This window comes from Actinomadura decatromicini (assembly GCF_008121305.1).
Classification (GTDB): Bacteria; Actinomycetota; Actinomycetes; order Streptosporangiales; family Streptosporangiaceae; genus Spirillospora; species Spirillospora syzygii.
Genome location: NZ_VSRQ01000010.1, coordinates 42,583 through 66,498, shown reverse-complemented (window position 1 = coordinate 66,498; position 23,916 = coordinate 42,583). Strand labels below are relative to the sequence as shown.

Here is a 23,916-nt window from a genome sequence, read left to right as displayed (position 1 = left end):
TGGTCACGATTCCCCCTCCGGACCATTTTCGCCCTCTTCATGCTCGTCCCGCCCAGACCCGCGGGCACGCCGGATCTCCTCCTCGAATTGCGCGAGCAGCCGGCCGTACAGCCCGATGGTGGCCGCGTCCATCGATTTGTTGACGGTGACGCGGCGCAAGCCTTTCCTGATCACCTCGGCGATCTGTGCGGCTTCGTTCACGCGGTCCAGCAACAGGAAGGTGGTGCCATACACGATCATCAGGTCGATCCGCCACCACATCAGGCCGTCTTCGCCATGAAGCCATTGATGGGCGAACGAGTTGGCCTCGCGCAGCTTCCCCTGGCGGATGAGGTGGCCGGCCATCGTCGCCGCATGCGCACGGCGCTCGGCCTGCGGCAAGTGGTGGAACGCGGTCTGGAGGGTGGTGTCGAGCCTTCGGGCGAAGGAGTCGTCGATGGCTTCGGAGAGGAGCGTCAGGACGGTCGTCCACAGGTCGCCGATGATGGACATCTGCTCCGCGTAGGCCTCGAGCCGCTCCGGGTCGGTCTGGACGGCGCGGTCGAGCAGCGTCAAGGCTTCGAGCGGCGAGCCCGCGTCCTGGTAGGCGATGGCGGCGGCGAGCACCAGGACGTCGTAGTGGGGGTCGTCGACCAGGATGGTGCGAGCGAGTGAGAGGGCCTCCTGCGGCTCGTCGGCGTCGCGCAGGGACCGTACGGCCGTGACCGGGTCCATGGCGTCCCTGGCGCGTTCGAGCCGGCCGACGAGCCAGGCCACGTCGTCGTCCCCGCGCCGCTCAGCCATGGCGGCCGGGCTGGTCAGCTCGCACAGCTCGTCGAGGACGGACCTGATCGGGCCCACCCGCCGCATCCAGCCCGGAAGCCGGCCGTCGAGACGCTCCCCCGAGGGCGCCACGGCGCAGGCGGCGCGGTGCAGCAGCCGTTCGGGACCCGCGTCGGGGATGGTGCCGAAGCAGCGCAGCGCGGCGACCGCGAGGGTGTACAGGTCCTCCGCCCGGCCCACCTCGGCCTGCCCGCGCGCCAGGTTCGGGGCGAGGTGCAGCACGCGCTCGGGTCCGGTCATGAGCTCGGTGAGCGAGGGCACGCCCCAGGAGGGCAGCGGCAGGAGCTGCGTGCCGGAGTCGGTGAGCACGATGTCGGCGGGCATCGGCATCATGCCGGGCCCGAGCGAACTCCACCATCGGGTCACAGCGCGCAGCGCCACGATGACCGCGTCCACCCGGTTGGCCGGCACGGGATCGGCGAACGCGTCAGCGAGGCTGCGCCGCCCACGGGTCTCGTAGCAGACGACCTGGTACCAGCGGCCGCCTAGATGCTGCTGGTCGCCGTCAGCGCCGGCGGCGACCACGGGAGCGAGGCCGGGACGTCGCGGAAGGCCCTGCCAGCGCTTCAGCTCGTCACGGTGGTCCGCGCTCAGCTCGGCGCGGGGAATCAGGCGGTAGCAGCGCTGCCGCTCGGGGGCCCGGTACAGGGTCCCGCACCGGCCGACGCCGACGTACTCCGCGTCGAGATCCCGGGCGATCTGCTGGACGGGTTCATCGGCGGGCGCTGTCATAGGCGTCCTCAAGACGGTCGGCGAGGGGCTCAAGCGCGTCGGCCGCGGCGTTGGAGCGCACCCCGGCCGCGAAGTCCCGGAGCGCAGCGGACAACTCCGCCGGCGTCTCGTGGTCCGAGACCCAATCGATTACCTTGCGGAATATGCGCCGATACTCGGCTGGGACGGCGTCGGGGTCGATCAGGGGCACGTCGTCGGAGGCGCGACTCGACCCAGATGCGGGGCCTTTCTCGGGAGTCGCGTCGACCGGGGGCGGCACGGCGAATTCGGGAACGCCGTCCGCTTCTGCGGTCGCCGCCGCGTCCTCGTTCCCGGCCGGTTCCTCCTCGTCCGCCTGGGTGGTTCTCAGCCGCTGGAGCCGCAGGCGGCTCTCGGCGAGCATGTCGATCCTTCCGATGCTGGTGTTCTGTCGGAAGGTCGCCTCGTACTCGCGGTCGGCGTTGACGTGATAGACCTTCACCTCAAGAAGGCCGTTGACGTCGAGCGTGAAGATGACGTCGAACTGGTGGAAACCGGCCGGACGGGGCTCGATCTCGTCGAGGAGAATGGAGCCGACACGGGTGTTGTTGAAGACGACGTCCGACTCCCCCTGATAGATGGGGATCTCGACGTTCTGGGAGTCCTTCTGGTTGGTGTAGGTCCGTTTCCGCTGGGTCGGGATCTTCTCCCCGCGCGGGATGAGGGGGCTGAACTGGTGCTCCTCCACACCCACTCCCAGGGTGTGCTCGGTGATGAGCCTGATGTCGAAGTCGTCCTCGTCGGCTGGACGCTCCGCCGTCGGACGCCTGTTCAGGTCGAAGCCGTCCGACGGCTCGAAGCGGTGGGCGAGGATCGCGGCGCCGCGGGCGACGAGGGTGTCGGGGTCACCGTCGGCGCGCACGAAGTCCTCGTCCTTGCCGAACCGGTCCATCAGCATTTCCCGCACGAGGCGGATGCGGGTCGAGCCGCCCACCAGCAGAACGGCGTCGATGTTCAACGGGGGCGCGTCCTTGCCGCCGCCCGCCATTTCCAGGGCCTCGTCCACCTTCTCCAGCGACCGTTTCAGCGTCGGCTCGACCAGCGAATTGAACTGGGCCCTGTCAAGGGCGACGGGCTCCGTCCCGTCGCCGAGGACGATCGTGGTGGACTCCTGGCGAGATAGGCTGATCTTGGCCTTCTCCGCGGCTGCCAGCGTCCGCAGCCGCTCGTCCTCGTTCGGAGCCGTGCGGCCGAGTTTCTCGTTGAGCCATTCCGCGACGGCCGCGTCGAAGTCGCCGCCGCCGAGTCGCGGGTCGCCGGCGGTGGCCAGGACGTTGATCTGGTTCTCCCGAGTCTCGATGATCGACACGTCGAACGTGCCGCCGCCGAGGTCGAAGACGAGATAGATCCTCGGTTCCTCCTCCTCCCGGTCCACCCCGTAGGCGATCGCCGCGGCCGTGGGCTCCGGGATCAACTGGCGGGGGTGGAGCCCGGCCAGCAGCGCGGCCTCCTCGGTGGCCTTCTTCTGGCGTTCGGTGAAATAAGCGGGAACGGTGACGACCGCGTCGTGGACCTCTCCGCCGAGCCTTCGCTCGGCGACCTCCTTCACCTGCATGAGGACCAGCGCGCTGACCTCCTGCGGGCGGAGCCACTCGCCGTGCAGCCGGACTCGCAGCGGGTCATCCTTCTGAAAGGACGTGCCCTTGGCGCCGAACTTCGCAAGCGTCTCTTCCGTGAAGAGCGCGCCCATCTCGCGTTTGATCTCGATGATGGTCTCTCGGCCGCGGCCGGGGAGGCTCATCGCCTCCTTCGCGGCGGCGCCGACGACGAGCAGCCGGGTCGCGGGGTCGAAGGCGACCACGGAAGGGGTCGTGTCGGCGGGCTCGTCGAACGAGTCGTCTGTGATGATCTTGGAGCTGAGCTCTTCGGTGTCGAAGGCCGCCACGGCGGAGAACGTCGTGCCCAGGTCGATGCCGATCACTCGGTGCAGGTTCGGGTTCGTGAAGTCCATACTCTTGTCGTCGTCCTTGGCGAGGCTTTTCACGGGATCAGTCGAACTCCGGGCCGTCGAGCAGGGGGGTCGGTGTGAAATCTGCGGTGAAATCGGTTCGGGTGGTGTCGTCCGGGAAATAGACCGCCTCTCCGGCATCGAGAAGAAAGGCTTCGAGCTCCCGGCGCAGGGCGGCCAGGCACGCCGCCCGGTCGTCGAAGACCGGGGCCCAGGCCGGCTCCAGGCGCATCAACGGCAGCGGCGGATGTTGCGCATCGTAGGCGGCCCTCGCCTCGCCCTTCTCCAGGTTGAGACCGGGCGTCTCGGAGATCGTCTTTTCGTCAGCGCCGTCCGCTTTCAGACGGGCGACTAGCCTGTTCGTCGCCGCGCGGATCTCCCCGCGCGTCGCCTCCGGCGCGACGCCGAGCTGTGCGTAAAGGGTTGAGCGAGGGATCACGAGCGGAAGAGCGAAGAGCGACGTGACATGCCCCCGCGCCTCGCGACCTGTGGGAACAGCGTCCCGCATGAATGCCCCCTTTCCATATTGTTTTCTTCACTCTCCTCGCGGATCTGCTTACGCGAGCGTTCTACGGCAGCGACCGTCGATAAGCTGGCAGTGGCCCCATGGAAACGGCAGACATACAGTGTGACCGTTCGGCACGGGACCCCTCCCGGTGTGGGCAAGCAACCAGGGTCAGCCCGAGATCCGCGCCATACCGGAGTCGACAAAGCGGGCGGACGTGCACGTTCTCCCCAATTGCCGACACGGCGTGACCGCACGCACCGCCACGACCTGGAAGAATGACGCTGGAGCAGGTCTTGCCGACCATCTTTTTGATCAACGTACTCGCTCGGTGCCCCCCGAGTTTGGAGACCGCAGCCTTAGCGGGAGCATAACGCAGCCAAATTGGCGGTCGCGGGAAGTTTCGCGGAAATCCGCCCACTAGGCCACGCGGGCGATGCAGGCATGGGGCGTACCTATAGGCGTGGCCATAATCCCAAATGTCACGCTCCCTCGACCGCTGCGGCAGCGATCAGGCGTTCTCCTCACTCCGCCTACCGACACCTTCACCGCCACTGGGCGGAACGGAGATCGAGGCGCCGACCAGGACATTACTACGCGCTGTCATGATTGTGTCGAGACAGGGCGCACATCGCCAGCGCGGGCCGCGCTCCGAGATGGCGAGGGTCGACTCCGAGGACCGAATCCCACTTTGGTCGCCTGATCCTTCACGCAACGAGACAACCGATTCCTTCAACTCCGGACCGATACGACCGCTTCAGTGCGCAACGTCGGGTATGTGGGTACGCTTCGCGGGGAACGGCAGGTCGGAGCCACTCCGGCACAGGTACCCAGACGATCCGAGCAGCGGGCGATCGAGGACTGGCTGCGCCCACGGCGGTCCGTTCCACGATGTGCCCGGTACCGCATCGGACCGCCAAGAGCTTTGGCCTCCCGTGGCCCCGGCCACATCTCGTCCATGGCAATCGAGGGACGCGGCAGTGAACTGCCCGATCTGGAAGTCCGGCTGCTGAACGCGCAATACCCGGTGGGGCACACGCTGGATCTAGTCGACATGCCTACGTCCGTCAAGGTAAAAGGCCCCGTGCTATGACCAGCGCCCACACCGGCCAGCTCCCCGGCTCGCCCCAGGCGACCCGCCACTGCGTGACGAGCCCGTCCCACCGTTGGACCTTTTAATGTCACCAAGCAATCGGGGACGCCGGATGTCGATTCCCTGGTCGCCCAGCCAGGTCTTCAGGTCCCGGTGGATGAAGAGGTGGTCGGCGCTGGTCTCGTCCAGGTTGCGTCGCCGACACTCTCCGACCATCTCCGGATAGTGGGCGAAGTGTGGGACCTTCCGCTTCCCGATCTTGGTCATGAGTCGGTTGCCACAGCCGCCGAGCCATGTCCCACACCAGAACGTCCTTCCGCCGTACGTAAGTCGCAGACCCATAGCGACCTCGTAGGCCATAGGCATGATCACGGGCTCGAGAGAGTCCGGCCTTCCGAGCACGGCGGTCTGGACCAGGCGGTGATCCATCCATCACTTCCAGCCAGTGATAACTGAATTGGAAAGGAAGATACGACAAGGCGGACCAGTGCTGCCAGAGGTCTCGGTGGGCTTGTGGACGCAGCGTCATCTGGCTGTTCCGCCGCCGCAGTTGCAGGCAGATGGTCGCAGTAGTGCGCTAGGTCCACGTCCACCCAGCGAAGCCCAGCAACCCCTCACCGCACCGCAGCCTCCGCAGCGCGATCAGATAGTAGGCGGCGTACAACCGATAACCGCAGATGGCGTATAGGAACGTGGTGGTGTGCGCGGCCGTCCACACCGCCACCGCTGGCCGCTCCCCCGCCCGCTCCCACTGCTCCACCCAAGTGGGCGTTCCCCGGGCTTGCCGGGGCTCGCCGAGAGTGCCACCCTGCCTTCCCGGGGCGGACTCACTCGCGTCGGACGGTGGGTGCACGACGCTCGACGCCACGGCACTCAACTTCGTGATGATCGGCCCTGCTGTACTGGTCGGCGGCATCGCAGTCAAGGGACAAGGTACGAAAGCGCTCATCGGTTACCCGGTCGATCCGCCCGTCGATCTCCCATATCTGGCAACCTTGGCGGTCGCTGAGCCAACCAGGAGGATGCCCCGTGACCGAAGCTCTGCCCGGCCCCCTTAACTCCGACGACGGCGATGCCGACCGCGAGGCCGTCGAACAGGAGCGCGCCAAACTGCGAGAGTTCGTCAAAGGGCTGAGCACGGACGATATCAAGTCGGGCGGCTGGTTCACGAAACTCTGCGCCCAGGCGCTGCGGTCGTACACCGAGAATGCCACCTGGGAGTACTTCCAGCAGAAGTACAAGGGCATGCCCGCGGACGGTATCGTCGAGCAGCAGATCAAGCTAGCGGCAAAGTACGCTGGGATCGAAGGCGGGATTACCTCCAGCCTCTACACCGGGACGATCGCCGCGACCATCGGGTCGTTGGGCGGCGCCAGTCCCGCCACTGTCCCAGCCGGGTTCGTCACGTTCATGGTCGACCTGACGTACATCTCCCAGCTGCAGATGCGCTTGGCCCACGACATAGCCGTGATCTACCGGATCCCCCTGGACGTCAACGACCCCGAAGACATGTTTAAGCTCATCCGGGTGGCATTCGGCGTAAGGGCCGGAGAGGCCATGCGCAGCGGTGTGACGAAGTTCGTACCCGGCCTGGTCCGGCAAGTCCTTAAGAAATATTACTCCGGTCCGGTTCTTGCCGCCGCGAAAAGCCTTCCGTTCGTCGGGAAACACCTCCTGCAACGCAACATCATCAAGTTCGCTATCCCTGGCATCGGGATCCCCCTCACCATCTTGGTGAACCGCTACACGACCGTATTCGCGGGACGCCACGCCCGATCCGTATTCCGTGAGGAAGCACGGGTTATCGAACTCGCTGACACTTTGATCCGTCGTACCCGGCACCTGCAGCTGATGCTGTGGGTCACGTGGCTCGTCATCAACGCGGACGGTAAGATCACTGACGCCGAGCGCCTGCTGTTCCAGCGGCTGACGCGACTTGCCAGGGAACGGCATCAGATCAACGACGGGCAACTCGCCAACGTCGTCGACATCGACCCGGACGAGGTATGGCACCGCGTAGACGCCGAGCCCGGGAACCTCAGCGACATTGTCTACGCCGCCGAACGAGTCGCTACCATCGACGGGGATCTCAACAAGCACGAGAAGGCAATCATCGCCGAGCTACGGGATCGCTGCCACCGCTGAACCCGCTGTGCGTGGGCCCACGAAGGCCAGGATGTGCCCCTACCGGAAGTACCACAGTTGGTCCGTCGAACGGAACCGGTGTCACCGGGCTTAATCCGTAGGTTGTGGGTTCGAGTCCCACGCAACCCACTACCCCTGACCAGGGCAAACACCCTCCGCGGGGTGTGCCGGGAATCATGACTGAGGCCCGCCTGGGGCCGACCTGAGGCCACAAACAGCAGGCCCAGAACACACCTCGCCAGCCCTCACGGCCCTCACCTATCCGACCGGCGCCCGGGCCACAACGATCCAGCCCCCGACCGTTTCCTCGGCGCCGAGTTCCAGCCGCAGATACCAACTCCCGTGGCTGCGTTCCGCCGCCAGCCGCGGACAGGTGCGCCCCACCGCTCGGCCGGTCTGCGGGTCCTCACAACCGCACCGCCGGTACACACCACCGACACTCCTTACTCTTCCCATGCGCTCATCGTGTGCGCGACAAACCGCCGCCGCCATCCCCACCAGAAACCAAACAGGCTGAAGCCGGACCTCTGTGATGCCTCAGCAAAGCTGGAACGCTGCCTTGAGGTCCTGCACGGAACCCAGTGCGGCTCAAATACCATGCTGACGCAGGAGCGCAAGCCGCTGCCCGTCGTCGACGCCGACGCCACCGCGTTGGAGATCGCCAGCGTCATGGCGAATAGTTGCAGCCTCGTCGTCGCCGTCTCTGCGGAACCCGACCGCACCAGGCGCCCCGGTAATCGCGTTGTCACCGTCGCCTGCCTGCTCGACCGCCTCTTGCCTGCCCCCGCGAGGCCACGTAGCCCGTCGCCCCCGTCCCACGCACAACTCGAAGGGAGGCCCAGCCGTTCCGGGTGGGTGGCCTGGGTTGGCCATTGGACAGCGTCCACGGCTACAGGCGGCGTAGCGGACGAGGGTCGAAAGCGGCGCGGAGGCGGTGGTGGACGGGCATGGCAGAGTGCAGGTGTCCGCGAATCTCGCGGGCGGTTCGCCAGGCGTCGGCGGACAAGTCGGGTGACGGCTGTTCCGGCGCGTACGCGGCGGTGTCGACGAGGGCGGCCAAGGCGCGGACGCCCGGGACGTGCGAGGCTAGCAGGACGACCTCGCCGCAGGTGGCGGAGCCTGTGACGGTGTACCCGGCCTCGCGGAGCCGGTCCCGGGTCTCCCACCAGGCGCCGAGCGCGGCGCGCCGCGCCGACCGGTCGTGGCGCCTGCGAAACCTTCTGATCGTCTTGGCGGCCGGGATGGAGAGCATGGAGGCCAAGGCAATGGCGACGATGACGATGAGGGTCAGCGCCAGGTAATTGCCGTCCTTATGGACGGGCGGACGCTCCTGCGTCTTCGGAGCCGCATTCTGGCGGGGATCGTCCGGCGCGTCGGCCAGTGCGGTGAATGGGTCGTCGGCCGGGCGTTCCATGGCGCGCGTGTGCGTGCGGCCCTCGACTTGGTTGTCGCGCGGGCTGGGATCGATCGGGACCCAGCCGAGGCCGGCGAAACGGATCTCGGCCCAAGCGTCGACGTCCCGGCCCTGCACAACGGAGGACGAGCCGCTGCGGGCCCTGGGTGCGAAGCCCATGACGACCCGGGCGTCCATGCCGAGATAGGCGGCCATGACGGCGAACGCGCTGGCGTACTGCTCGCTCGTCCCGCGCTTCGTCTTCAGCAGGCGCTGGATCTGCACGTAACCGTGCCCACCGGCCGCGTCCTTCCCGATGTCGTAGGCGAACCCGCCGTTCCTGGTGAACGCCACGTACAGGGCTATGAGCCGGCGGGACGCGGAGGACTCGCTGGCCGCGACCCGCTTCACGAAGTTCCGGATCAGCGGCGGCGGCGCTGAGGCCGGTTGGGCCGGGGCGGCGACCGGCTCGGTGGCGCGCAGCCGCGCGAGACCGGCCGCGTTCACCACGCTGGACGCGGAGTACGACGCGGGCGGCGCCGTGCCCTTCGGGACCGCCAGGTCTCCGGTGCCCTCGTCAACCGCCATGCCGTTCGCCGAGGTCCGGGTCGGGCGGCCCGCCGTCGGCAACCAGCCGAGGTACTCCTGGCCCGCTTCGATCGTGATCTTCTGGGTCACCCGCACCGGGTCGCCCTGCGCGGGGGGCGGCGGCAGGTGGGTGCCGGCGCGCCGGTACTCGGCGGCCACGGTCCAGAACGTCCCGTCGAAACGGGTGAGGGTGACCAGCCGGAGGCGCTCCCGCGGCCGGGATGACTCGACGGCCACCTTCAGCGGGATATCACCGTTCCGCAGCGCGAGGTACTGCTGCAGCGGGCTGACGCCGTTCCGCGGCTGGACGGGCGGCGCCACGAGCGTGCGGGCGTCAGCGGGGGAGCGCAGGTGCGTCCCCGGCGCCGCCGGGCCGATGAAGACGGTAGCCGGGATCGCCACGGCGGCCATCGTGGCCACGCCCGCCAGGCGGCGGAGCGAAACGGCGGGCCGGGCGGCGGCGCCCAGCAGCACGATCACGGCCGCGACGCAGAGCGGCGCGTACCAGCCGGGCGGCGACGCGATAGACGCGCCGAGCGCGAGGGCGGCGAGGAGGCAGGCCAGCGGCGGCAGCCCGGGCGCGACGCTGTTGCGGCCGGACCTGGCGAGCAGCCCGCCGAGCAGGACCGCCCAGCCCGTGACGGCCGCCGCGGCGGCGAGCGGCGGTCCCGAAGGCTCGGCGGGCAGCGCGCCCGTGAGCAGCTGCGCCGGTCCGCGCACGATGTCCGCGCCCGTGCCGGTCACGGCGGCGGCGACCGCGGGCACGGCGATCGCGCCGGACAGCGACAGTAGCATCGGCGCCCGCCACGCCGCCGTCAGCGACAGCAGCGCGACCAGCGTCGCGGCGGCCGTCGTCGCCGAGATCGCCACCATGAACGCCGCGGGCGCGGGGAACCCGCCGAACACCGGCCCGAACGCGAGCCCGGCCAGCCAGCCCAGCGCCGCCGCCGTCAGAACGCGCAGCGCCTTCACCGCGAGCCTCCTCCGACCACCTGGTTCCATCCCGCGGCCGCCTCATCGGCGGTGCGGACGGGCAGCACGATCACACCCAGGCGGCGCTGCGGTACCTGGCCCGTGTCGCCGTCCGTCCGGCCGCCGAGGAGGGAGACGAGCATGACCGGGCGGAACCGGCGGCGCTGGTCGGCGAGTCTGGTCAGGGTTGCGGGCGCCGCCCGTCCGGTGACGACGACGAGCGCGCCGCCGCCCGGGGCGTGGTCCACGAGCGCCAGGAGCCCGGCCAGTCCGGCGGCCGCGTCGGGTGCGGTGAGCGCCAGGCGGTCGAGCGCCGACTCGGCTCCGGCCGCGCGAGCAGCGGCGGGACGCTCGCCGAGGATGTGCAGCCCGACCGGGCGTCCGACCAGCTCCACGGCCCGCACCGCCGACGCGGCGACCTCCACGGCGTGCTCGAAGGAGGCGTCGTCGTAGGCGTCGGCGCGGGTGTCGAGGACGACGGTGGTGGTGGGCTCGGTGGTGTCCACGTGCTCCCGGACGATCAGCTTTCCGGTACGGGCCGTGGACCGCCAGTGGATCCGCCGCGGGTCGTCGCCCGGCACGTACTCGCGGAGCGAGGAGAAGGTGACGGTGCCGATCCGGGCGTTCTCGTCGATTCGGCCCTCGTAGTCGAGGACGATCCCGACCGGGAGCGCCCGCATCGGATGCACGCGCGGATGGACCCAGAGCACGTCCTCGCCGGTCTGCGGACGGGCCCAGCGGAACAGCCCGAGCGTGTCCCGGCGCTCCATGGTGAGCGGGCCCAGCGGGACGCGGCCTCTCCTGCGTCCCGTCACCGGGTAGCTCACCGGCCGCTGCCCGCCTGGCGGCAGGGCCCTGATCTCCAGCGGGACGGTCTCGTCCCCAATCCGTTCCACCGCGGTGAACGGCACGCTCGGCCGGCGGGCGGTGTTACGCACCAGGATCCGTGCGGCCACCTGTTCGCCCACCGTGACGCGCGTCCCGGAGATCTCCCGGGTGAGCTGTACGGACGGCCTGATCGCGACCGCGCAGCCGCCGGCCGCCAGCAACGCGGCCGCGCCGACCGCGAAGGCGATCAGCACCGGGTAGCCGAGCGCCGCCCCAGCCGCGTAGCACGCGGCGGCGAGCACCGCCAGGGCGGTGCCCGCGCCGGTGATGGGCGCCCGCTTCATGCCCGCGCGGTGCTCAGCGCCGGCACCGGGACGCGGTCGAGGATTCCCGCCAGCACCCGCGCCGCCGTGCTCTCGGACGCCTCCGCCTGCGGCGCGAGCACCAGCCGGTGGGTGAGGACGGCGGGCGCGGTCGCCTTGACGTCGTCCGGGACGGCGAAGTGCCGCCCCGCGCACGCCGCGTGAGCCTGCGCCGCCCGGACCAGGGCCAGGCACCCTCGGGTGCTGACGCCGAGGCGCAGGTCGCGGTGCTCGCGGGTGGCCTGGGCGATGAGTGCGACATAGCGGGCCACCTCCGCGGACACGTGCACCCTCGCCAAGCTCTGCTGGACATGGGCGAGGTGCTCGGCGGTCGTGACGGGTGACACCTTCGGGGCGGCGGAGCGGGCGGCGCGCCCTGTGAGGATCTCCTGCTCGGCCTCCAGGGCCGGGTGGCCGATCTCGATGCGCATGAGGAACCGGTCGAGCTGGGCCTCCGGCAGCCTGTACGTCCCCTCCAGGTCGATCGGGTTCTGGGTCGCCACCACCAGGAACGGGGACGGGACGCGGTGTGCCTCGCCGTCCACCGTCACCTGCGCCTCCTCCATCACCTCCAGGAGCGCGGACTGCGTCTTCGGCGACGCGCGGTTGATCTCGTCGGCGACCACGACGTTGGCGAACACGGGCCCGCGGCGAAACGTGAACTCCTCGCCGCGCCGGTCCCACACCGAGACGCCGGTGATGTCGGTCGGCAGCAGGTCGGGGGTGAACTGGATCCGGTTGGCGGTGCCGCCGAAGCTGGCGGCGAGCGCCTTGGCGAGCGAGGTCTTGCCAGTGCCGGGCACATCCTCGATCAGCAGGTGGCCGCCTGCGATCAGGCAGGTCAGCGCTAGCCGGATCACCATGCACTTGCCGCGCAGCACCGGCTCGACGTTGGCGGTGACGGCCTGGGCCAGCTCGGACACCTCGCCCAAGCCGTTGGGCGAGCCGGACGCGGGAGTGGGCGGCTGCATGGAAGTCCTCATCAGTTGGTCGGGGTGACGCAGGTCGACTGGGCGAGGGGGCCCTGTGGGGCGGCGGTCACGTACGCGACCACGAGGAAGCACGCCCGCTCCCCGGCGGGCAGACCGGAGATCCTGAAGGAGGAGCTGGCGGCGGGCAGGGTCGCGGAGATCGGGCGGTTGGCGGTCACGTCCCACACCGCGTAGCCGCTTAGGCCGGGCAGGGACGCCCGGTCGGCCGTCCAGCCGATCTGGATCGAGCCGGGCCCAGTCGTCGCGATCGAGGCGGGAACGGGCTGGACGGTCAGCTGGGGCGGCGGAGTGCTCGGCTTCGCGGCGGCGCTCTTCTGGGACGGGTGGTCGGAGTCCGCCGTCAGCATCGCCGCGCCGACACCTCCGATCACGCCGAGCGCGACGATGCTCACGGCGGCGAGCGTCATCTTCCGGCGCGCCCTGGGCGGCGCCGACTCCTTCGGACGGGCGGGCACGGGCCGCGCCGAGATGATCGTGCCGGAGCCCGGCTCGTCGTCCTTCCCAAGCACGGCCGGGACCCATCCGGGATCTTCGGGGGCCAGCGCCTGCGCCGAGGATCGCCCGCCGCCGGGCGGCCGGGGAACGTCCACGCCGTCGAGGACGGGACGTCCGGCCAGCGCCTCCCAGCGCAGGGCCGCCTCGGCGGCCGTGGGGCGCGCCTCCCGGTCCTTGGTCATGCACGCGGAGATCACCGCCCAGGCGTCGTCGCTGATCCCGTCCGGCCGAGGAGCACCGCCGTTCATGTGGGCCAGCATCATTGCCGTGGTGTCCTCCTTCCGGTACGGCGGGCGGCCGGCGAACAGCTCGTAGGCGATGACGCCCAGCCCGTAGACGTCCACCGCCGTGGTGGGGGTGCGCCCAGCGGCGAGCTCCGGCGCAAGATAGGCCACGGTGCCGATTAGTCGGGTGTCGGTGGCGCCCTCGGTCCTGCGGGCGGCGCCGAAGTCGGCGAGCACGGCGACGCTCCGGCCGTCCCGCTCACCGATCAGGACGTTGTGCGGCTTGACGTCCCGGTGCATGATCCCGGCCTGGTGCAACGCGGCGAGCGCGGCGGCGACCTGCGCCAGCCATCCAGCCGCGTCGGTCGTGGCGGGCCTGCCGCGGGACGCGACCGTGTGGAGGTTATCCCCTAGCAGGTCCATCACGAGCCCGGTTTCCTCCGGATCGAGGACGAGCTGGTGGACGCGGATCAGGTGCGGGTGTCGCACTTCCATGAGGAGCGTGTACTCGCGGGTGAACCGCTCGACGACCTCAGGATCGCGGCTGTGGTTCTGGTCGAGGAGCTTGACGGCGACGTCCATGCCGTCCGAGCGGCGCCGTGCCGCCCACACGTGCGCGGTGCCGCCGCTGCCGAGTTTCCTGAGCAGCTCGTACTCCCGCCGGAACGCGCCCGCAGTGCCGGGCGGGCTGGGCCTCGGCGGCATGGTCGGCCGGGAGCGCGGCGACCAGGCGGCCTCCAGCGCCGCGGCGAGCGCGGCGGGTTCGGCGGGACGCTCGGCCGGGTCCTTGAGGAGGGCGGTGCGCAGCACGTCGATCAGGAGGTCCGGGGCGTCGCCTGGGGCGACGGGTTCGCTTCCGTTCAGCCGGGCGAGCCGCTGACGGTCCTCCGTCCCGTGGTCCGCGTGAGGGGAGCGGCCCGTGAGAAGCGTCCACAGCATGGAGGCGCAGGTGTACACCTGGCTCGCCCGCGTCCAGTCGCTGCCGCATAAGACCTCGGGCGGCTCGTGGCCGGTGCCCGGGCCGGTCGCCGCGACCAGCTCGTCCAAGACGGGCGGCAGCGGTGCCATCAGCACGAACGCCCCGGACGGTGTCGTGCACAGCCCTGGCGGGGAGCCGACGAAGCCGTGCGCGGCGAGGGCGTCCAGGCCGGTCGCCATCGCGCGCGCCGCGGCGGCGACATCGTCCGGCGAGAGGGGCGCGGCCGCCTCCGAGCCGGGCATGTCGACGATCAGGAACCGCCGGCCCTGGGTGTCGAGCCCGTGGTCCAGGACTTGCAGGACGGCGTCCGGGTCGACGCGGGCGAGCAACGCCTCCAGGTTCGCGCTTTCCTTTCGGACGCGCCGCTCCTGCACCGGGTCGAGCGCCGCAGTGACTAGGACGGCGCGCACTGGTCGGTCGGCTTGCAGGGCTGGCACGGTGACAAGCGGTTCGCCGGACGGGAGCGGATCCAGCAGCCGCACGCCCGCAATAGGGGGATGGTTCGTCACGCGGGTCGCCACCTCGTCACTGCCGACGCTGTCGGTAAAGGTCGGCGACGGGAAGGAAGTAGGTACAAAAGTATCGAAGTCAGTCACGCCAGGTGTTTGATTCATGCTTCTTCCGGACCTCTCCCCGTGCCGGGCTGCGCGACCTGCACTTGGACGGCGTCGCCGCGCCGGACCAGCAACGCCCGCCCCGGCGGCCAGCCCCGGTTCAGGTAGCGCGAGAGCGTCAGGCCGAAGACCTCGCCTTCGGTGGAGACCGGGTTCAGCAGCAGCCCTGAGCGCGGCCGCCGCACCGCCGCCAGCCAGCCCCGGCCGAAGCTCATCTGCACGTCCTCTGTGGTGGCGGCGGCGACCAGGATCGAGCCGGTGTCGCGGGCGTCGCGGGCGACCGACTCCAGGGTGTGGGCCAGGGCAGGGTCGATGAGCAGCTCGCCGTCGTCCACCACGAGCGCGACGGGACCGGCCGCCGCCGCGTCCGCGACCGCCATCGCGATGTCGGCCGGGTTCCCGTGGAGCACATCGTCCACGCCCGGCTCGCCGCCGAGCTCGCGGAGCGGGGACGGGCGCGGGGCCACCAGGACCACGGGCAGCGTCCGGTCGGACCTGCCGGCGAGGGTGAGCGCAATCGACGCCAGCGCGGTGGAGCGCCCGGAACGCTGCGGGCCGCAGACAAGGAAGGCCCCTCCGGCCTCGGTGAGGTCGATGTCGGCCGGGCCGAGCCGGTCGCCGCCGACCGCGGGCGCACAAGCCGCCGGGCCCTGCGGGCGTGGAGTCCGGCGCAGTGCCTCGGCTTCCGCGAGGGTGATGTGCTCGGGGAGGGCGTCCACCCGGCGCGGCAGCAAGTGTTCCGCGAGCCCGTCCCAGCGGGTCGTGAGCTCCGGGCCGAGCCGCTCGAACGCCTCGTCGTCCGGCTGCGCGACCTGGATCTCCTGGCCGCCGTCCGCCCAGAGTCCGCGGCCGGGCGGCATCGTGCGCGGCAGGGCCCGCGGATCGAGCCCAAAGACGGCCGCGTCGTCCGGTGACGCCTGCCGCAGGACGAGCCGCCCGGCCACCGCGGAAGCGATCCGCGGTTGGAACCCGGTGCGGTCGGTTGTGAGGACGACCGTCACGCCCGCGCCCGGCCCGGTGCGCAGAACATCCTCCAGCCGGTCCACCAGCCGGCCGCCGTCGACGTCGACGTAGCGGGACAGGAAGACCTCCAGGCGGTCGATCAGCACGACGACATGCGGGCGGTGCGCGGTCCGGCGCTGCCGCCGGCCGATCTCCTCGCGCAGGGTGGTGAGGAGGCGGTCGAACCGGGCGGCGTCGGCGCCGTCCACGACCGCGCCGCAGTGCGGCATAGCCGCCAGCGGGGCAAGCGCCTGGTCGCCGAAGTCGGCGGCGTACAGGTGCAGGTCGGCGGGAGACGCGCTGGCGGCGAGCCCGGCCGCGATGGCGCGCAGGGCGGTCGAGCGTCCCGACCGGGACATCCCGGCGATCGCCACGGGCCCGGTGCGCGCGAGGTCGAGCACGAACGGTTCCTGGGACTGCGCGGCGGGCCGGTCCACCAGGCCGAGCACGGCCGCCGCCAGCCCCTCAGCGCCGCACGAGCCGAGGTCCGCGAGGGCGACGCGGTCGGGAAGAGGCGGCAGCCACGGGCGGGGCGGCGTCGCCAGACCGGCATCGTCGGCGGCCTTGCAGATCGCCGTCACCAGCTCGGTGAGATCGGTGCGTTCCGACGACTCCACCTGAGCGGACGTTCGGGATCCGGCCGGGGCACGGCCGAGGGATTCGATCCGGCGGATCGTGGCCTGGACCGCGGGCGCGGCGTCCTGCGCCGCCGGGTCGGACGGGACCGGCCACCCGGCGCGTGCCGTTTGGAATTGCCGGAGCTCGCCGCCGCCCGCGAGCAGGTAGGCGCGGCCTGGCAAGCGCACCGGGACGCGCGCCGCATCGGCCGTCTCGATCACATCGACCGACTCCGACGGCGACGTCACCCGCAGGCAGATGCGCAGGTTGAGGTTGGCGCGCAGGTCGGCGCTCACCGCGCCGCCCGGACGCTGCGTCGCCAGCACGACGTGCACGCCGAGGCTCCGTCCCCGCATGCCGATGCCGACGATGCCGGGGACGAATTCGGGCAGTTCCTCGATCATCGACGCGAACTCGTCGACCACGATGACCAGCCGTGGGAGGCGGGCGCCGGTGCGCGTCCAGTAGTCCTCGATGTCCTTGGCGTCGGCGGCGGCGAACAGCTCCTCCCTGCGCCGCAGCTCCGCCGACAGCGACTCTAGGGCGCGTCCGACCTGATGGCCATCCAGGTCGGTGACCAGGCCGACGCAGTGCGGCAGGTCCGCGGAGGCGGCGAACGCGCTGCCGCCCTTGTAGTCGACGAGGACGAACGTCAGCGCGTCCGGGGTGTTCGCGATGGCGAGGGAGGCCACGAGGGTCTGCAGAAGCTCGGACTTGCCCGATCCGGACGTGCCCGCGACCAGGGCGTGTGGCCCGTCCCGGGTGAGGTCGACGCTCACCGGGCCGTCCGCCCCGATACCGAGCAGAGCGGTGGTGGAACGGCCAGCGCGGCTCCGCGCCCACCGCGCGCGGATCGCCTCGGGTGTGCACGAGTCCAGGTCCGCGAGGTCGAGCAGGCGCGCCGTGTCCGGGAGGGCGGAGTCGCCGCCGCGTTCCCCGAGCGGCCGGAGGGGGGCCAGCGCGTGGCCGACGGCCGCCGCCGTGGTGTCGACGAGCCCGTCCACGAGGATGTCCTCCACCGGCGGGACGCCACGGCAGCGCAGGGTGGCGCGGGTGCCCGAGCCGTTGGACGCCACCAGCGTCGCGCTGCACTCGTCGGCGAGCGCGGTCTCCTCCGCGTCCAAGCACAGCGCGTAAACACCGGACGCGGGGCCGTCCACCAGCAGGTCGCCGAGGCCGGCGAGGTCGCGCAGGGCGTGCACGCCGTCCAGGACGACCAGCAGCGACCGACCGGTGGGCGGCCCCTGCCGCAGCGCGCCGCGGCGTTCGGCGGCGCGCTCGTCCACCAGCCGTCGCAGCTCGGCGAGCCGCGCCTCCGCCTGCGCCGCGTCCGTCGCGATCATGCGGGTGCAGGAGAAGGCCCCAGACCCGGGCAGGGTGTGCGGGAGCCAGGTGGCCCAGTCCCAGCCCGCAGCGGCGTCCCGGCCGGTGATCACGACAAGGCCCAGCTCGGCCGGGGAGTGCAGGACAGCCACCTGCGCCAGCAGCGCCCGCGCGATCGCCGCCGCGGCCGGGCGCGGCGCGGCGACTCCGAGGACTCCCGCAGCGGCCAAGTCGACCGTGACCGGGACGTCCCGGACGATCGGCTGCTCCGGTGTCGCGGCGTCCGCGGCGCGGGCCCCGGCGGACGGGTCGACGCGCTGCGGGAATCGGGCGGGCCGGTCGGCCAGCCCGACCCGCAGCCGCAGAAAGTCCGCGTCGCCCGGCCGCCGCTCCCAGAGCGCCGAGGACGGCTGCGCCGCGGGCGCGCCGGCACCCGGCGGCACACCGGCGCGGGCGGCGACCGCCGCCGGATCGGGGTGGGCGGCGCGTGCGGTGGCCTCCTCGGCGGCGACGGCCTCGTCCCGCGCCTTCTCGTAGGCCGCCCGGGCCCGCACGTATGCGACCCGCTCGGCGCGGTGGTCGCGCCGACCCGAACGCCGGTCGGACACCAGGTTGGCGATGGCCATCAAGGGCGACAGCACCAGCATGATCAGCAGATAGCCCGCGAAGCCGCGCGGCAGCACGAAGTAGAGCGCCCCGCACAGCAGCGCAGGGAGCAACGTCGCCGCCCAGGGGAAGCGCAGCCCGCGCGGCTCGGCGGGCGCGACCGGCACCAGCAGCTCGGGGAGCCGGTCGGGGACGGCGATCCGCGGCGGGCGGTTGACGAGTCTGACGCCTGCGGCCGCGCTGGCGGTCAGCTCGGCGTCGCCGCCGACGGGCGGGCGCACGGCGAGCATCGACTCGCCCATCCCCACGGGCTCGCCATCCCCGCCGAGCACCGCGTCGCCTTCGAGTCGCCAGGCGCCGCGCCGCGTCCCGTTGGCGGAGCCCTCGTCCCGCAGCGCGGCCGTGCAGCCGTCCGCGGCGGCCTCGATCCGGGCGTGCCGACGGCTGACCTCCGGATCGGGGATCCGCAGCCCGCGGCCGGGCGACCGGCCGACGTCAAGCACGGCCCCCGCCGGGAGTGGGCACCCGGCGCCCGCGTGCAGGCCGCCCACCACGACGGCCTCCAGTGCGCCGCTGACCCGCTCCGCCGCCTTGATCGCGAAGTCTCCGGGACGCGTGCCCACCGCGACGGCCGCCCCGGTCACCAGCCCGGCGGTCGTCAGGGGAAGACCGTCGGCCAGGCGCTCCTCCCCGGGCTCGGCGGGCGCGGCGGCATCCGCACCGATCACCCGGACGAGGCACTCCCGCAGATCCCCGACGCTCGCATTCTGGTCAGCGTGAACGGTCACAGCAACCGGGTCGTCGTTCCCCGCATGGACCAGCAGATCGAGGTTCATGGTCATCCCGGGCCCCGTCCGCGCTGCCGCTCAGTTGGCCGCGTGGTCGATCGCGATCTTCCTGCGGCTGACCTCCTGGGAGGCGACGGTCAGCTCGCGTGCCAGCGCGTCCAGGGCGGGACGGAACTGTGCCTCCCACGCCTGCCGGAAGCGGTCGGCGGCCCCGCCGGTCCAGGTGGTGGTGGAGATGAGTGTGGTGAGCGCGTGCTTGAGGTCGTCAACCTCGTTGCTGCAGGTGCCGAGCCTGCGCGAGAGGGTCTCCAGTTCGAGCAGGTCTGCCTGGATGGTCATGTCGCCTCCTCCGGATCGAGACGGGCCACAGGCCCGCGTTGTCACCGAAGGTAGGAGCCGCGCCGGCGCGGCGGAATCGGAAGAGCTCCCCAGTCTCGGTGCTACGGGGCGGTCGTCCCGCCCGATGAGGTGAGGCCGATCAGTCGCAAGTCGTCGGGCGTGATCAACCTGGTGGTCAGGGCGTATTCGGCGAGCATGCTCAGCGCGTTGAAGCCCTGCAGGTTCGGTACTCCGGCGTTGGTCAGGCGGGTTCGGATGTACTCGACGCGTTTGACCAGTGTGGTTCGCGGCCAGCCCAGGCGGGAGGCCGCGGCGGCGTACGAGCGGGGAGCCGGGTTGTACCGGACGCCTTCCAGGAGGTATCCGGCGAACAATGCGACCAGGGCCTTGCGATCGTTCTCGTTGATGAGCACGTCCGCGCCGGCGGAGGTCGGCGCTCCTGTCTCGTCGCCCGTGGTGACGGCGTGCTCCGGTTCCGGGCCGGTCAGGACGAGTTCGTATTTCGCGGCGCCTTCCACGATCACGCGCATCCGGCCGTCCACCGGGATCCTCTTGCCCGGGGCCAGCACGTTGCGCAGCCCGGACGGGTCGACGACGGTGAGGGACCGGCTCGAACTCCGGTTCACCAGCATCCAGACGCCCGCGGCGCGTTCGACCGATCCGGTTCTGCGGGACACCGCGGAGTCGCCGTCCGGTAGGCGGAAGTCGCAGTCGGCCGCCCGGCCGAAGGTGAACGTGTCGCCGGCCGGTACCTCCCATCGGCGCCCGTCCGCCGTGATGTGGATGCTCCTCTGGTCCACGTCGGTCCCGCCCATGCGCCCCGTTCCCGTCCACGATTCGGTATTCGCTCCCATCTTTGGGGAGCGTGTCCCATTTCGCTACAGGTTCCCCGGCATTACTCTGATGCTTCTCTGCGGTGATGGCGCCAGCCGAAGGAATGTAATGACCGGATCCCGCCTTAACGGACGACCTCTTTTCGGATGGCTCCGAATCGCCCGGCGGAAGAAATCCGAACAGAACTCGGATTCGCGTCGTCCGCGGCGGAAAAGGTCGTCGCGGCTGGGATGGCTTCGGCCGGTCACCGGGCCCGCGGGCAAGGCGGGCGGCTCGGTGCTCTCGGTCGTCCTGCTTGCGGCGCTGGTCTCCGCCGGTGTCGGGGCGGGCTACTCGGTGGCGCGGCCGCTGCTCGACGACGGCTCGGCCTACCTGGCACGCGACGACAAGGTCGCGCACGTCAACGGAGAGAGCCGGAAGATCGACGCGCAGACCGGCCCGCTGGCCGCGGGCGGGGAGCCGCTCCAGATCACCCGGCTGGGCGACGGCCGCCTAGTGGCGGTCAACAAGAAGGACGGCACGTACACCGTGATCGACCCTTCCACGATGCTGCCGACCGGGCCGAAGAGCGCCGTGCCGGACGGCGGCTCCGAGATAGAGGGGATCAGCACCGCCTCGGGCGGCTATGTCATCAACAAGCGGACGGGCGCGGTCCGCGAGGTGCCGGCCCCGGGCCGCCCGGCGGGCGCGCCGATCCAGCTCCCGCCGGGAATCAGGGCGGCGGTCCCGGCGGGGAACTCGATGTGGCTCTTGGTGCCCGACGGCCGGATCTTGGAAGTGACGGGCGGGCGGGTCGTCCGCACGGTCCGGCTCGACGCGCCGGTCATCGGCATCACTGTGGCCGACGGCCACGCGGTCGCGGTCACCCGGGCGGGCCGCGCCTTTGCCCTTGACGCGGGTGGGCCGCGGTCGGTGGGCGAACTGCGGCTATCCGGCGACCGGATTCTGCTCGGCTCCTGGCGGGGGGCGGGCCGCTATGTCCTGGGCGTGGACACCCGCTCCCGCCGGGCCGCCGCGCTCGATCCCCGAACCGGGCACGTGGAGGTTGCCGACCTCGCCGCGCAGCCCGGTTCCCTGCTCGGCGCTCCGGTCGTCCTAGACGATACTGTGTACGTGCCGGACTACTCCGCACCGGGGCTGCGGCGGTTCAACGCGTCCACCGGCGCGATGCGCCAGACGGTGCCCGCCGAGGGCTGGCGTCACGGCGAGCCGTTCGACCTGCAGGTGAGCGGCGGACGGATCTGGGCGAACAACCAGTTCCAGCGCTGGGCGATCACCGTCGACCGGTCCGGGAACGCGCGGTTCCCCGACCTCGGCCAGGGCGGCACCACCTCGCGGGCCCCGGATCCCGGAAGCGGGCGAGGCCCAGTGGGAACGCCGGTCAGAAGGCCCGTCCGGGCCAAGCCGGGGTCGGGTGCGGGTGTGCCGTCCAGGAACCGGCTCCCGGGCCGCGGCGAGGGCAACGGCCCTGGGAGCGGGAGCGGGAACGGACGCGGCACGCCGAAGCCGTCTCCGCCTCCGGCGCAGCAGGCGCGGCCGGTGCCGGACGTGGTCGGCCTGACCAAGGAGTCCGCCTGCCGCCTGATCCGGAACGCGGGCCACCGCTGCGTTGCCAGCATCGACCCGACGCCGGTCACCGACAACAGTCGGCTCGGCGTGGTGACGGCCCAGAATCCCGGGCAGGGCGCCGTCCCCTCCGACCGGCGGGTGACGATCACCTATCCGAACTCCTTCGTCGTCCCGGACGTCAAAGGCGGCCTCCAGGAGGACGGGTGCGACCGGCTCCAGCGGCTCGGGATGAACTGCGACGCGAAACTCGGCGACCCGCCGCCGGACGCACAGCAGACGGGCAGGGTCTACGGCCAGACGCCCGCGGCCGGGCAGGTGGCCAAGCAGGGCGACACGGCGACGCTCACCTATTACGGCACCAACCCCACTGTTCCCTCGGTGGTGGGATTGGACCGCGATGAGGCGTGCAGCAGGCTCCAGGGCGCGGGTTTCGCGTGCGCCGACAATCATGAGCTGGCCGGGAATTTCCGGGTCGTCAACCGCCAGGATGCGGCCGGACAGCAACTCCCGCCGAATACTCCGATCAACATCTATTGGTCGCCATGGCGTGCGGTGCCCTTTTACATCACCGAGACCAGTCCGAATGTCTGGACCATGCAACAGGGCGGCGGGACGTTCCTCGTAGGCCGCGCCTACACCGCCGCAGATGGCAACATCCCCGGGGCCCGGCCGGTCAACCAGTTCAGTTGCACCAGCGGACAACGCTGCCGAGGCCTGGAACCGAACCGCTTCTACAGCCGACTCCAAGCATGGGACGGATGGGTGAACGAGGGCCCGGCGGCAGTGTTCATGAGCTGCGGCGCCGACACCAAGCCCATCTACCGGGTTTGGAAAGACGTGGGCGCTCAACGGAGGTACGGCATCACCGACAGCCCCACGTCCTGGGGAGCCGAGGACTCCGAGCAACTCGGATGCGTCTGGCCATGACGAGCTTTGGCGGCGCCCGCACCGGCCGCCTGCTGGGGAGCATTACCCATAGCCCCGGCGGGCGGCCGGTTCGTACGGTCGGGACATGGAAACGCTGCCCCCGGGTCAGGCCCGGGCGATGATCGGGGCGGAGCCCGAGGGCGATCCCGACGGCATGCGAGCGCTGGCCGCGCAGCTGCGATGCACCGCGCACCGGCTCGGCTCCCGCGCCAACGTCCGGCTGTCCCACTGGGAGTCGGACGAGGGCAGGCGCGTCAAGGCGCGGATCGCCGGGGCCCTGCGCCTGGCGGACGGCACGGCCCGGAACCTGCTCGGCGCCGCCGACTTCCTGGAGCGCGAGGCCGACGCGGTCGCCGCAGCCAAGGTTCGCTGGGCCACCCGCTACTCGGAACTCGTCAACCGCGGTTCGGGGATCCCGGAGGGGAAGATATGACCACCCTCACCATCGACGCCGACGAGCTCGCCGCAGCCGCCCCGCAGCTCACGCAACTGCACCTGAACCTGATCGACTCGGCGCGCACGCTGACCGGCCTCGACCTCGGCGTGGAGATGCCGCCGGGCGTCCGGGGCCGGGTCGTCGGCGCCGTCGACGCAGCCCGCGGCGACATCATGGCCGCCGCCCGCGCCGTGGAGGGACTGGGCCAGGAGGTCGCACGGCGCGGCGGCCTGGCCGAGCTCGCCGACGCGCTCGGGAAGCTGACGTGGGCGGTGGAGCCGCTGAAACTCCAACTTGAGGCCATCGCAAAGTACAGCAGGTCGGAGGCGATCGCGGCGGCCAAGAAGGGAAACCTGGACGCGGCCAAGGTCAATCGCGCCTACCAGCTCGGCGCGGAGCGGCTGCGCAGCAGGCTCGGCTTCGGCGGCGCGGCGATCGAGCTGGGCAGCGCGGTCGCGGCCGAGTTCCGCAACCCATACATCGGCATGGACCGCAAGATCGGCCGGAGCCTCGCGCACGCTGCCGTCACTGTCGGGCTGTCCCGGATTCCGGGGCCCGCGGGCCCGCTCGTCCAGCTCACCTGGACCATCGCCGACAGCAAGCTGCACCAGAACGAGTACCTGGCCGACGGCGCCACCTGGTGCGTGGACAAGGTCGGCGACGGCGGCCAGTGGCTGGACGACAACGCCATCGACCCGCTGGGCGACGCGATCGGCGACGCGAAGGAGCACATCCCCGTCGTCAACAAGATCTTCTAGGACGGC

At 71.2% G+C, this 23,916-nt stretch carries 16 protein-coding genes; 4 read left to right on the top strand and 12 right to left on the bottom strand.

What is annotated here, in order from left to right:
- Positions 1-3 precede the first annotated feature (3 nt).
- From FXF68_RS36460 to FXF68_RS36440, 5 genes are all read right to left on the bottom strand, one after another.
- Entirely contained in the window at positions 4-1,554 is a 1,551-nt protein-coding gene (locus FXF68_RS36460; protein WP_148767397.1) for a tetratricopeptide repeat protein, read from the bottom strand.
- Positions 1,535-3,523 (bottom strand): Hsp70 family protein, encoded by a 1,989-nt coding sequence (locus FXF68_RS36455; protein WP_187438297.1) that lies wholly within the window; start codon positions 3,521-3,523, stop codon positions 1,535-1,537. The genes FXF68_RS36460 and FXF68_RS36455 overlap by 20 nt, the downstream gene beginning before the upstream one ends.
- A gap of 37 nt (positions 3,524-3,560) precedes the next feature.
- On the bottom strand, positions 3,561-4,028 hold the full coding sequence (locus FXF68_RS36450) for a hypothetical protein (protein ID WP_148767395.1): 468 nt from the start codon (positions 4,026-4,028) through the stop codon (positions 3,561-3,563).
- A 1,084-nt stretch (positions 4,029-5,112) separates the two neighbouring features.
- On the bottom strand, positions 5,113-5,460 hold the full coding sequence (locus FXF68_RS44870; protein ID WP_425458661.1) for a competence protein CoiA family protein: 348 nt from the start codon (positions 5,458-5,460) through the stop codon (positions 5,113-5,115).
- A 235-nt stretch (positions 5,461-5,695) separates the two neighbouring features.
- A complete protein-coding gene (locus FXF68_RS36440; RefSeq protein ID WP_148767393.1) occupies positions 5,696-5,878 on the bottom strand; it encodes a hypothetical protein in 183 nt (60 codons plus the stop codon).
- Between the two features lie 269 nt (positions 5,879-6,147).
- Here FXF68_RS36440 and FXF68_RS36435 point away from each other — a divergent pair, with 269 nt between their 5' ends.
- The gene (locus FXF68_RS36435; protein WP_148767392.1) at positions 6,148-7,263 is read left to right on the top strand and encodes a tellurite resistance TerB family protein; all 1,116 of its coding nucleotides are present in this window, start codon (positions 6,148-6,150) and stop codon (positions 7,261-7,263) included.
- An 889-nt stretch (positions 7,264-8,152) separates the two neighbouring features.
- Here FXF68_RS36435 and FXF68_RS36430 read toward each other — a convergent pair.
- From FXF68_RS36430 to FXF68_RS36400, 7 genes are all read right to left on the bottom strand, one after another.
- A complete protein-coding gene (locus FXF68_RS36430) occupies positions 8,153-10,216 on the bottom strand; it encodes a transglutaminase TgpA family protein (RefSeq protein ID WP_148767391.1) in 2,064 nt (687 codons plus the stop codon).
- Positions 10,213-11,388, bottom strand: a complete 1,176-nt coding sequence (locus FXF68_RS36425; protein ID WP_148767390.1) for a DUF58 domain-containing protein — start codon at positions 11,386-11,388, stop codon at positions 10,213-10,215. The genes FXF68_RS36430 and FXF68_RS36425 overlap by 4 nt, the downstream gene beginning before the upstream one ends.
- Complete coding sequence (locus FXF68_RS36420; protein WP_148767389.1) at positions 11,385-12,377, bottom strand: AAA family ATPase; 993 nt, start codon at positions 12,375-12,377, stop codon at positions 11,385-11,387. Before FXF68_RS36420 ends, FXF68_RS36425 begins: the two co-directional genes overlap by 4 nt.
- 11 nt (positions 12,378-12,388) lie before the next feature.
- Entirely contained in the window at positions 12,389-14,605 is a 2,217-nt protein-coding gene (locus FXF68_RS36415) for a serine/threonine-protein kinase (protein ID WP_148767388.1), read from the bottom strand.
- Between the two features lie 101 nt (positions 14,606-14,706).
- The gene (locus FXF68_RS36410) at positions 14,707-18,987 is read right to left on the bottom strand and encodes a type VII secretion EssC family protein (protein WP_222870265.1); all 4,281 of its coding nucleotides are present in this window, start codon (positions 18,985-18,987) and stop codon (positions 14,707-14,709) included.
- Between the two features lie 138 nt (positions 18,988-19,125).
- Positions 19,126-19,386, bottom strand: a complete 261-nt coding sequence (locus tag FXF68_RS36405) for a WXG100 family type VII secretion target (RefSeq protein WP_148767387.1) — start codon at positions 19,384-19,386, stop codon at positions 19,126-19,128.
- 101 nt (positions 19,387-19,487) lie between these two features.
- Positions 19,488-20,201, bottom strand: coding sequence for an FHA domain-containing protein (locus FXF68_RS36400; RefSeq protein WP_148767386.1), 714 nt, complete (start codon positions 20,199-20,201; stop codon positions 19,488-19,490).
- Positions 20,202-20,496: 295 nt separating this feature from the next.
- On the opposite strand from FXF68_RS36400, the gene FXF68_RS36395 reads away from it, so the two are divergent.
- From FXF68_RS36395 to FXF68_RS36385, 3 genes are all read left to right on the top strand, one after another.
- Positions 20,497-22,716: a PASTA domain-containing protein gene (locus FXF68_RS36395; protein ID WP_148767385.1), complete on the top strand. Its 2,220-nt coding sequence runs from the start codon at positions 20,497-20,499 to the stop codon at positions 22,714-22,716.
- 85 nt (positions 22,717-22,801) lie between these two features.
- Positions 22,802-23,149 (top strand): hypothetical protein, encoded by a 348-nt coding sequence (locus tag FXF68_RS36390; RefSeq protein ID WP_148767384.1) that lies wholly within the window; start codon positions 22,802-22,804, stop codon positions 23,147-23,149.
- Positions 23,146-23,910: a hypothetical protein gene (locus FXF68_RS36385; RefSeq protein ID WP_148767383.1), complete on the top strand. Its 765-nt coding sequence runs from the start codon at positions 23,146-23,148 to the stop codon at positions 23,908-23,910. Before FXF68_RS36390 ends, FXF68_RS36385 begins: the two co-directional genes overlap by 4 nt.
- The last annotated feature ends 6 nt before the right edge of the window (positions 23,911-23,916 follow it).

Coding starts and splice junctions, on each gene's coding strand:
- FXF68_RS36420 (WP_148767389.1), bottom strand. CDS start 12,377: ATGCAGCCGCCCACTCCCGCGTCCGGCTCGCCCAACGGCTTGGGCGAG.
- FXF68_RS36390 (WP_148767384.1), top strand. CDS start 22,802: ATGGAAACGCTGCCCCCGGGTCAGGCCCGGGCGATGATCGGGGCGGAG.
- FXF68_RS36455 (WP_187438297.1), bottom strand. CDS start 3,523: ATGGACTTCACGAACCCGAACCTGCACCGAGTGATCGGCATCGACCTG.
- FXF68_RS36460 (WP_148767397.1), bottom strand. CDS start 1,554: ATGACAGCGCCCGCCGATGAACCCGTCCAGCAGATCGCCCGGGATCTC.
- FXF68_RS36405 (WP_148767387.1), bottom strand. CDS start 19,386: ATGACCATCCAGGCAGACCTGCTCGAACTGGAGACCCTCTCGCGCAGG.
- FXF68_RS44870 (WP_425458661.1), bottom strand. CDS start 5,460: ATGGGTCTGCGACTTACGTACGGCGGAAGGACGTTCTGGTGTGGGACA.
- FXF68_RS36425 (WP_148767390.1), bottom strand. CDS start 11,388: ATGAAGCGGGCGCCCATCACCGGCGCGGGCACCGCCCTGGCGGTGCTC.
- FXF68_RS36400 (WP_148767386.1), bottom strand. CDS start 20,201: ATGGGCGGGACCGACGTGGACCAGAGGAGCATCCACATCACGGCGGAC.
- FXF68_RS36385 (WP_148767383.1), top strand. CDS start 23,146: ATGACCACCCTCACCATCGACGCCGACGAGCTCGCCGCAGCCGCCCCG.
- FXF68_RS36450 (WP_148767395.1), bottom strand. CDS start 4,028: ATGCGGGACGCTGTTCCCACAGGTCGCGAGGCGCGGGGGCATGTCACG.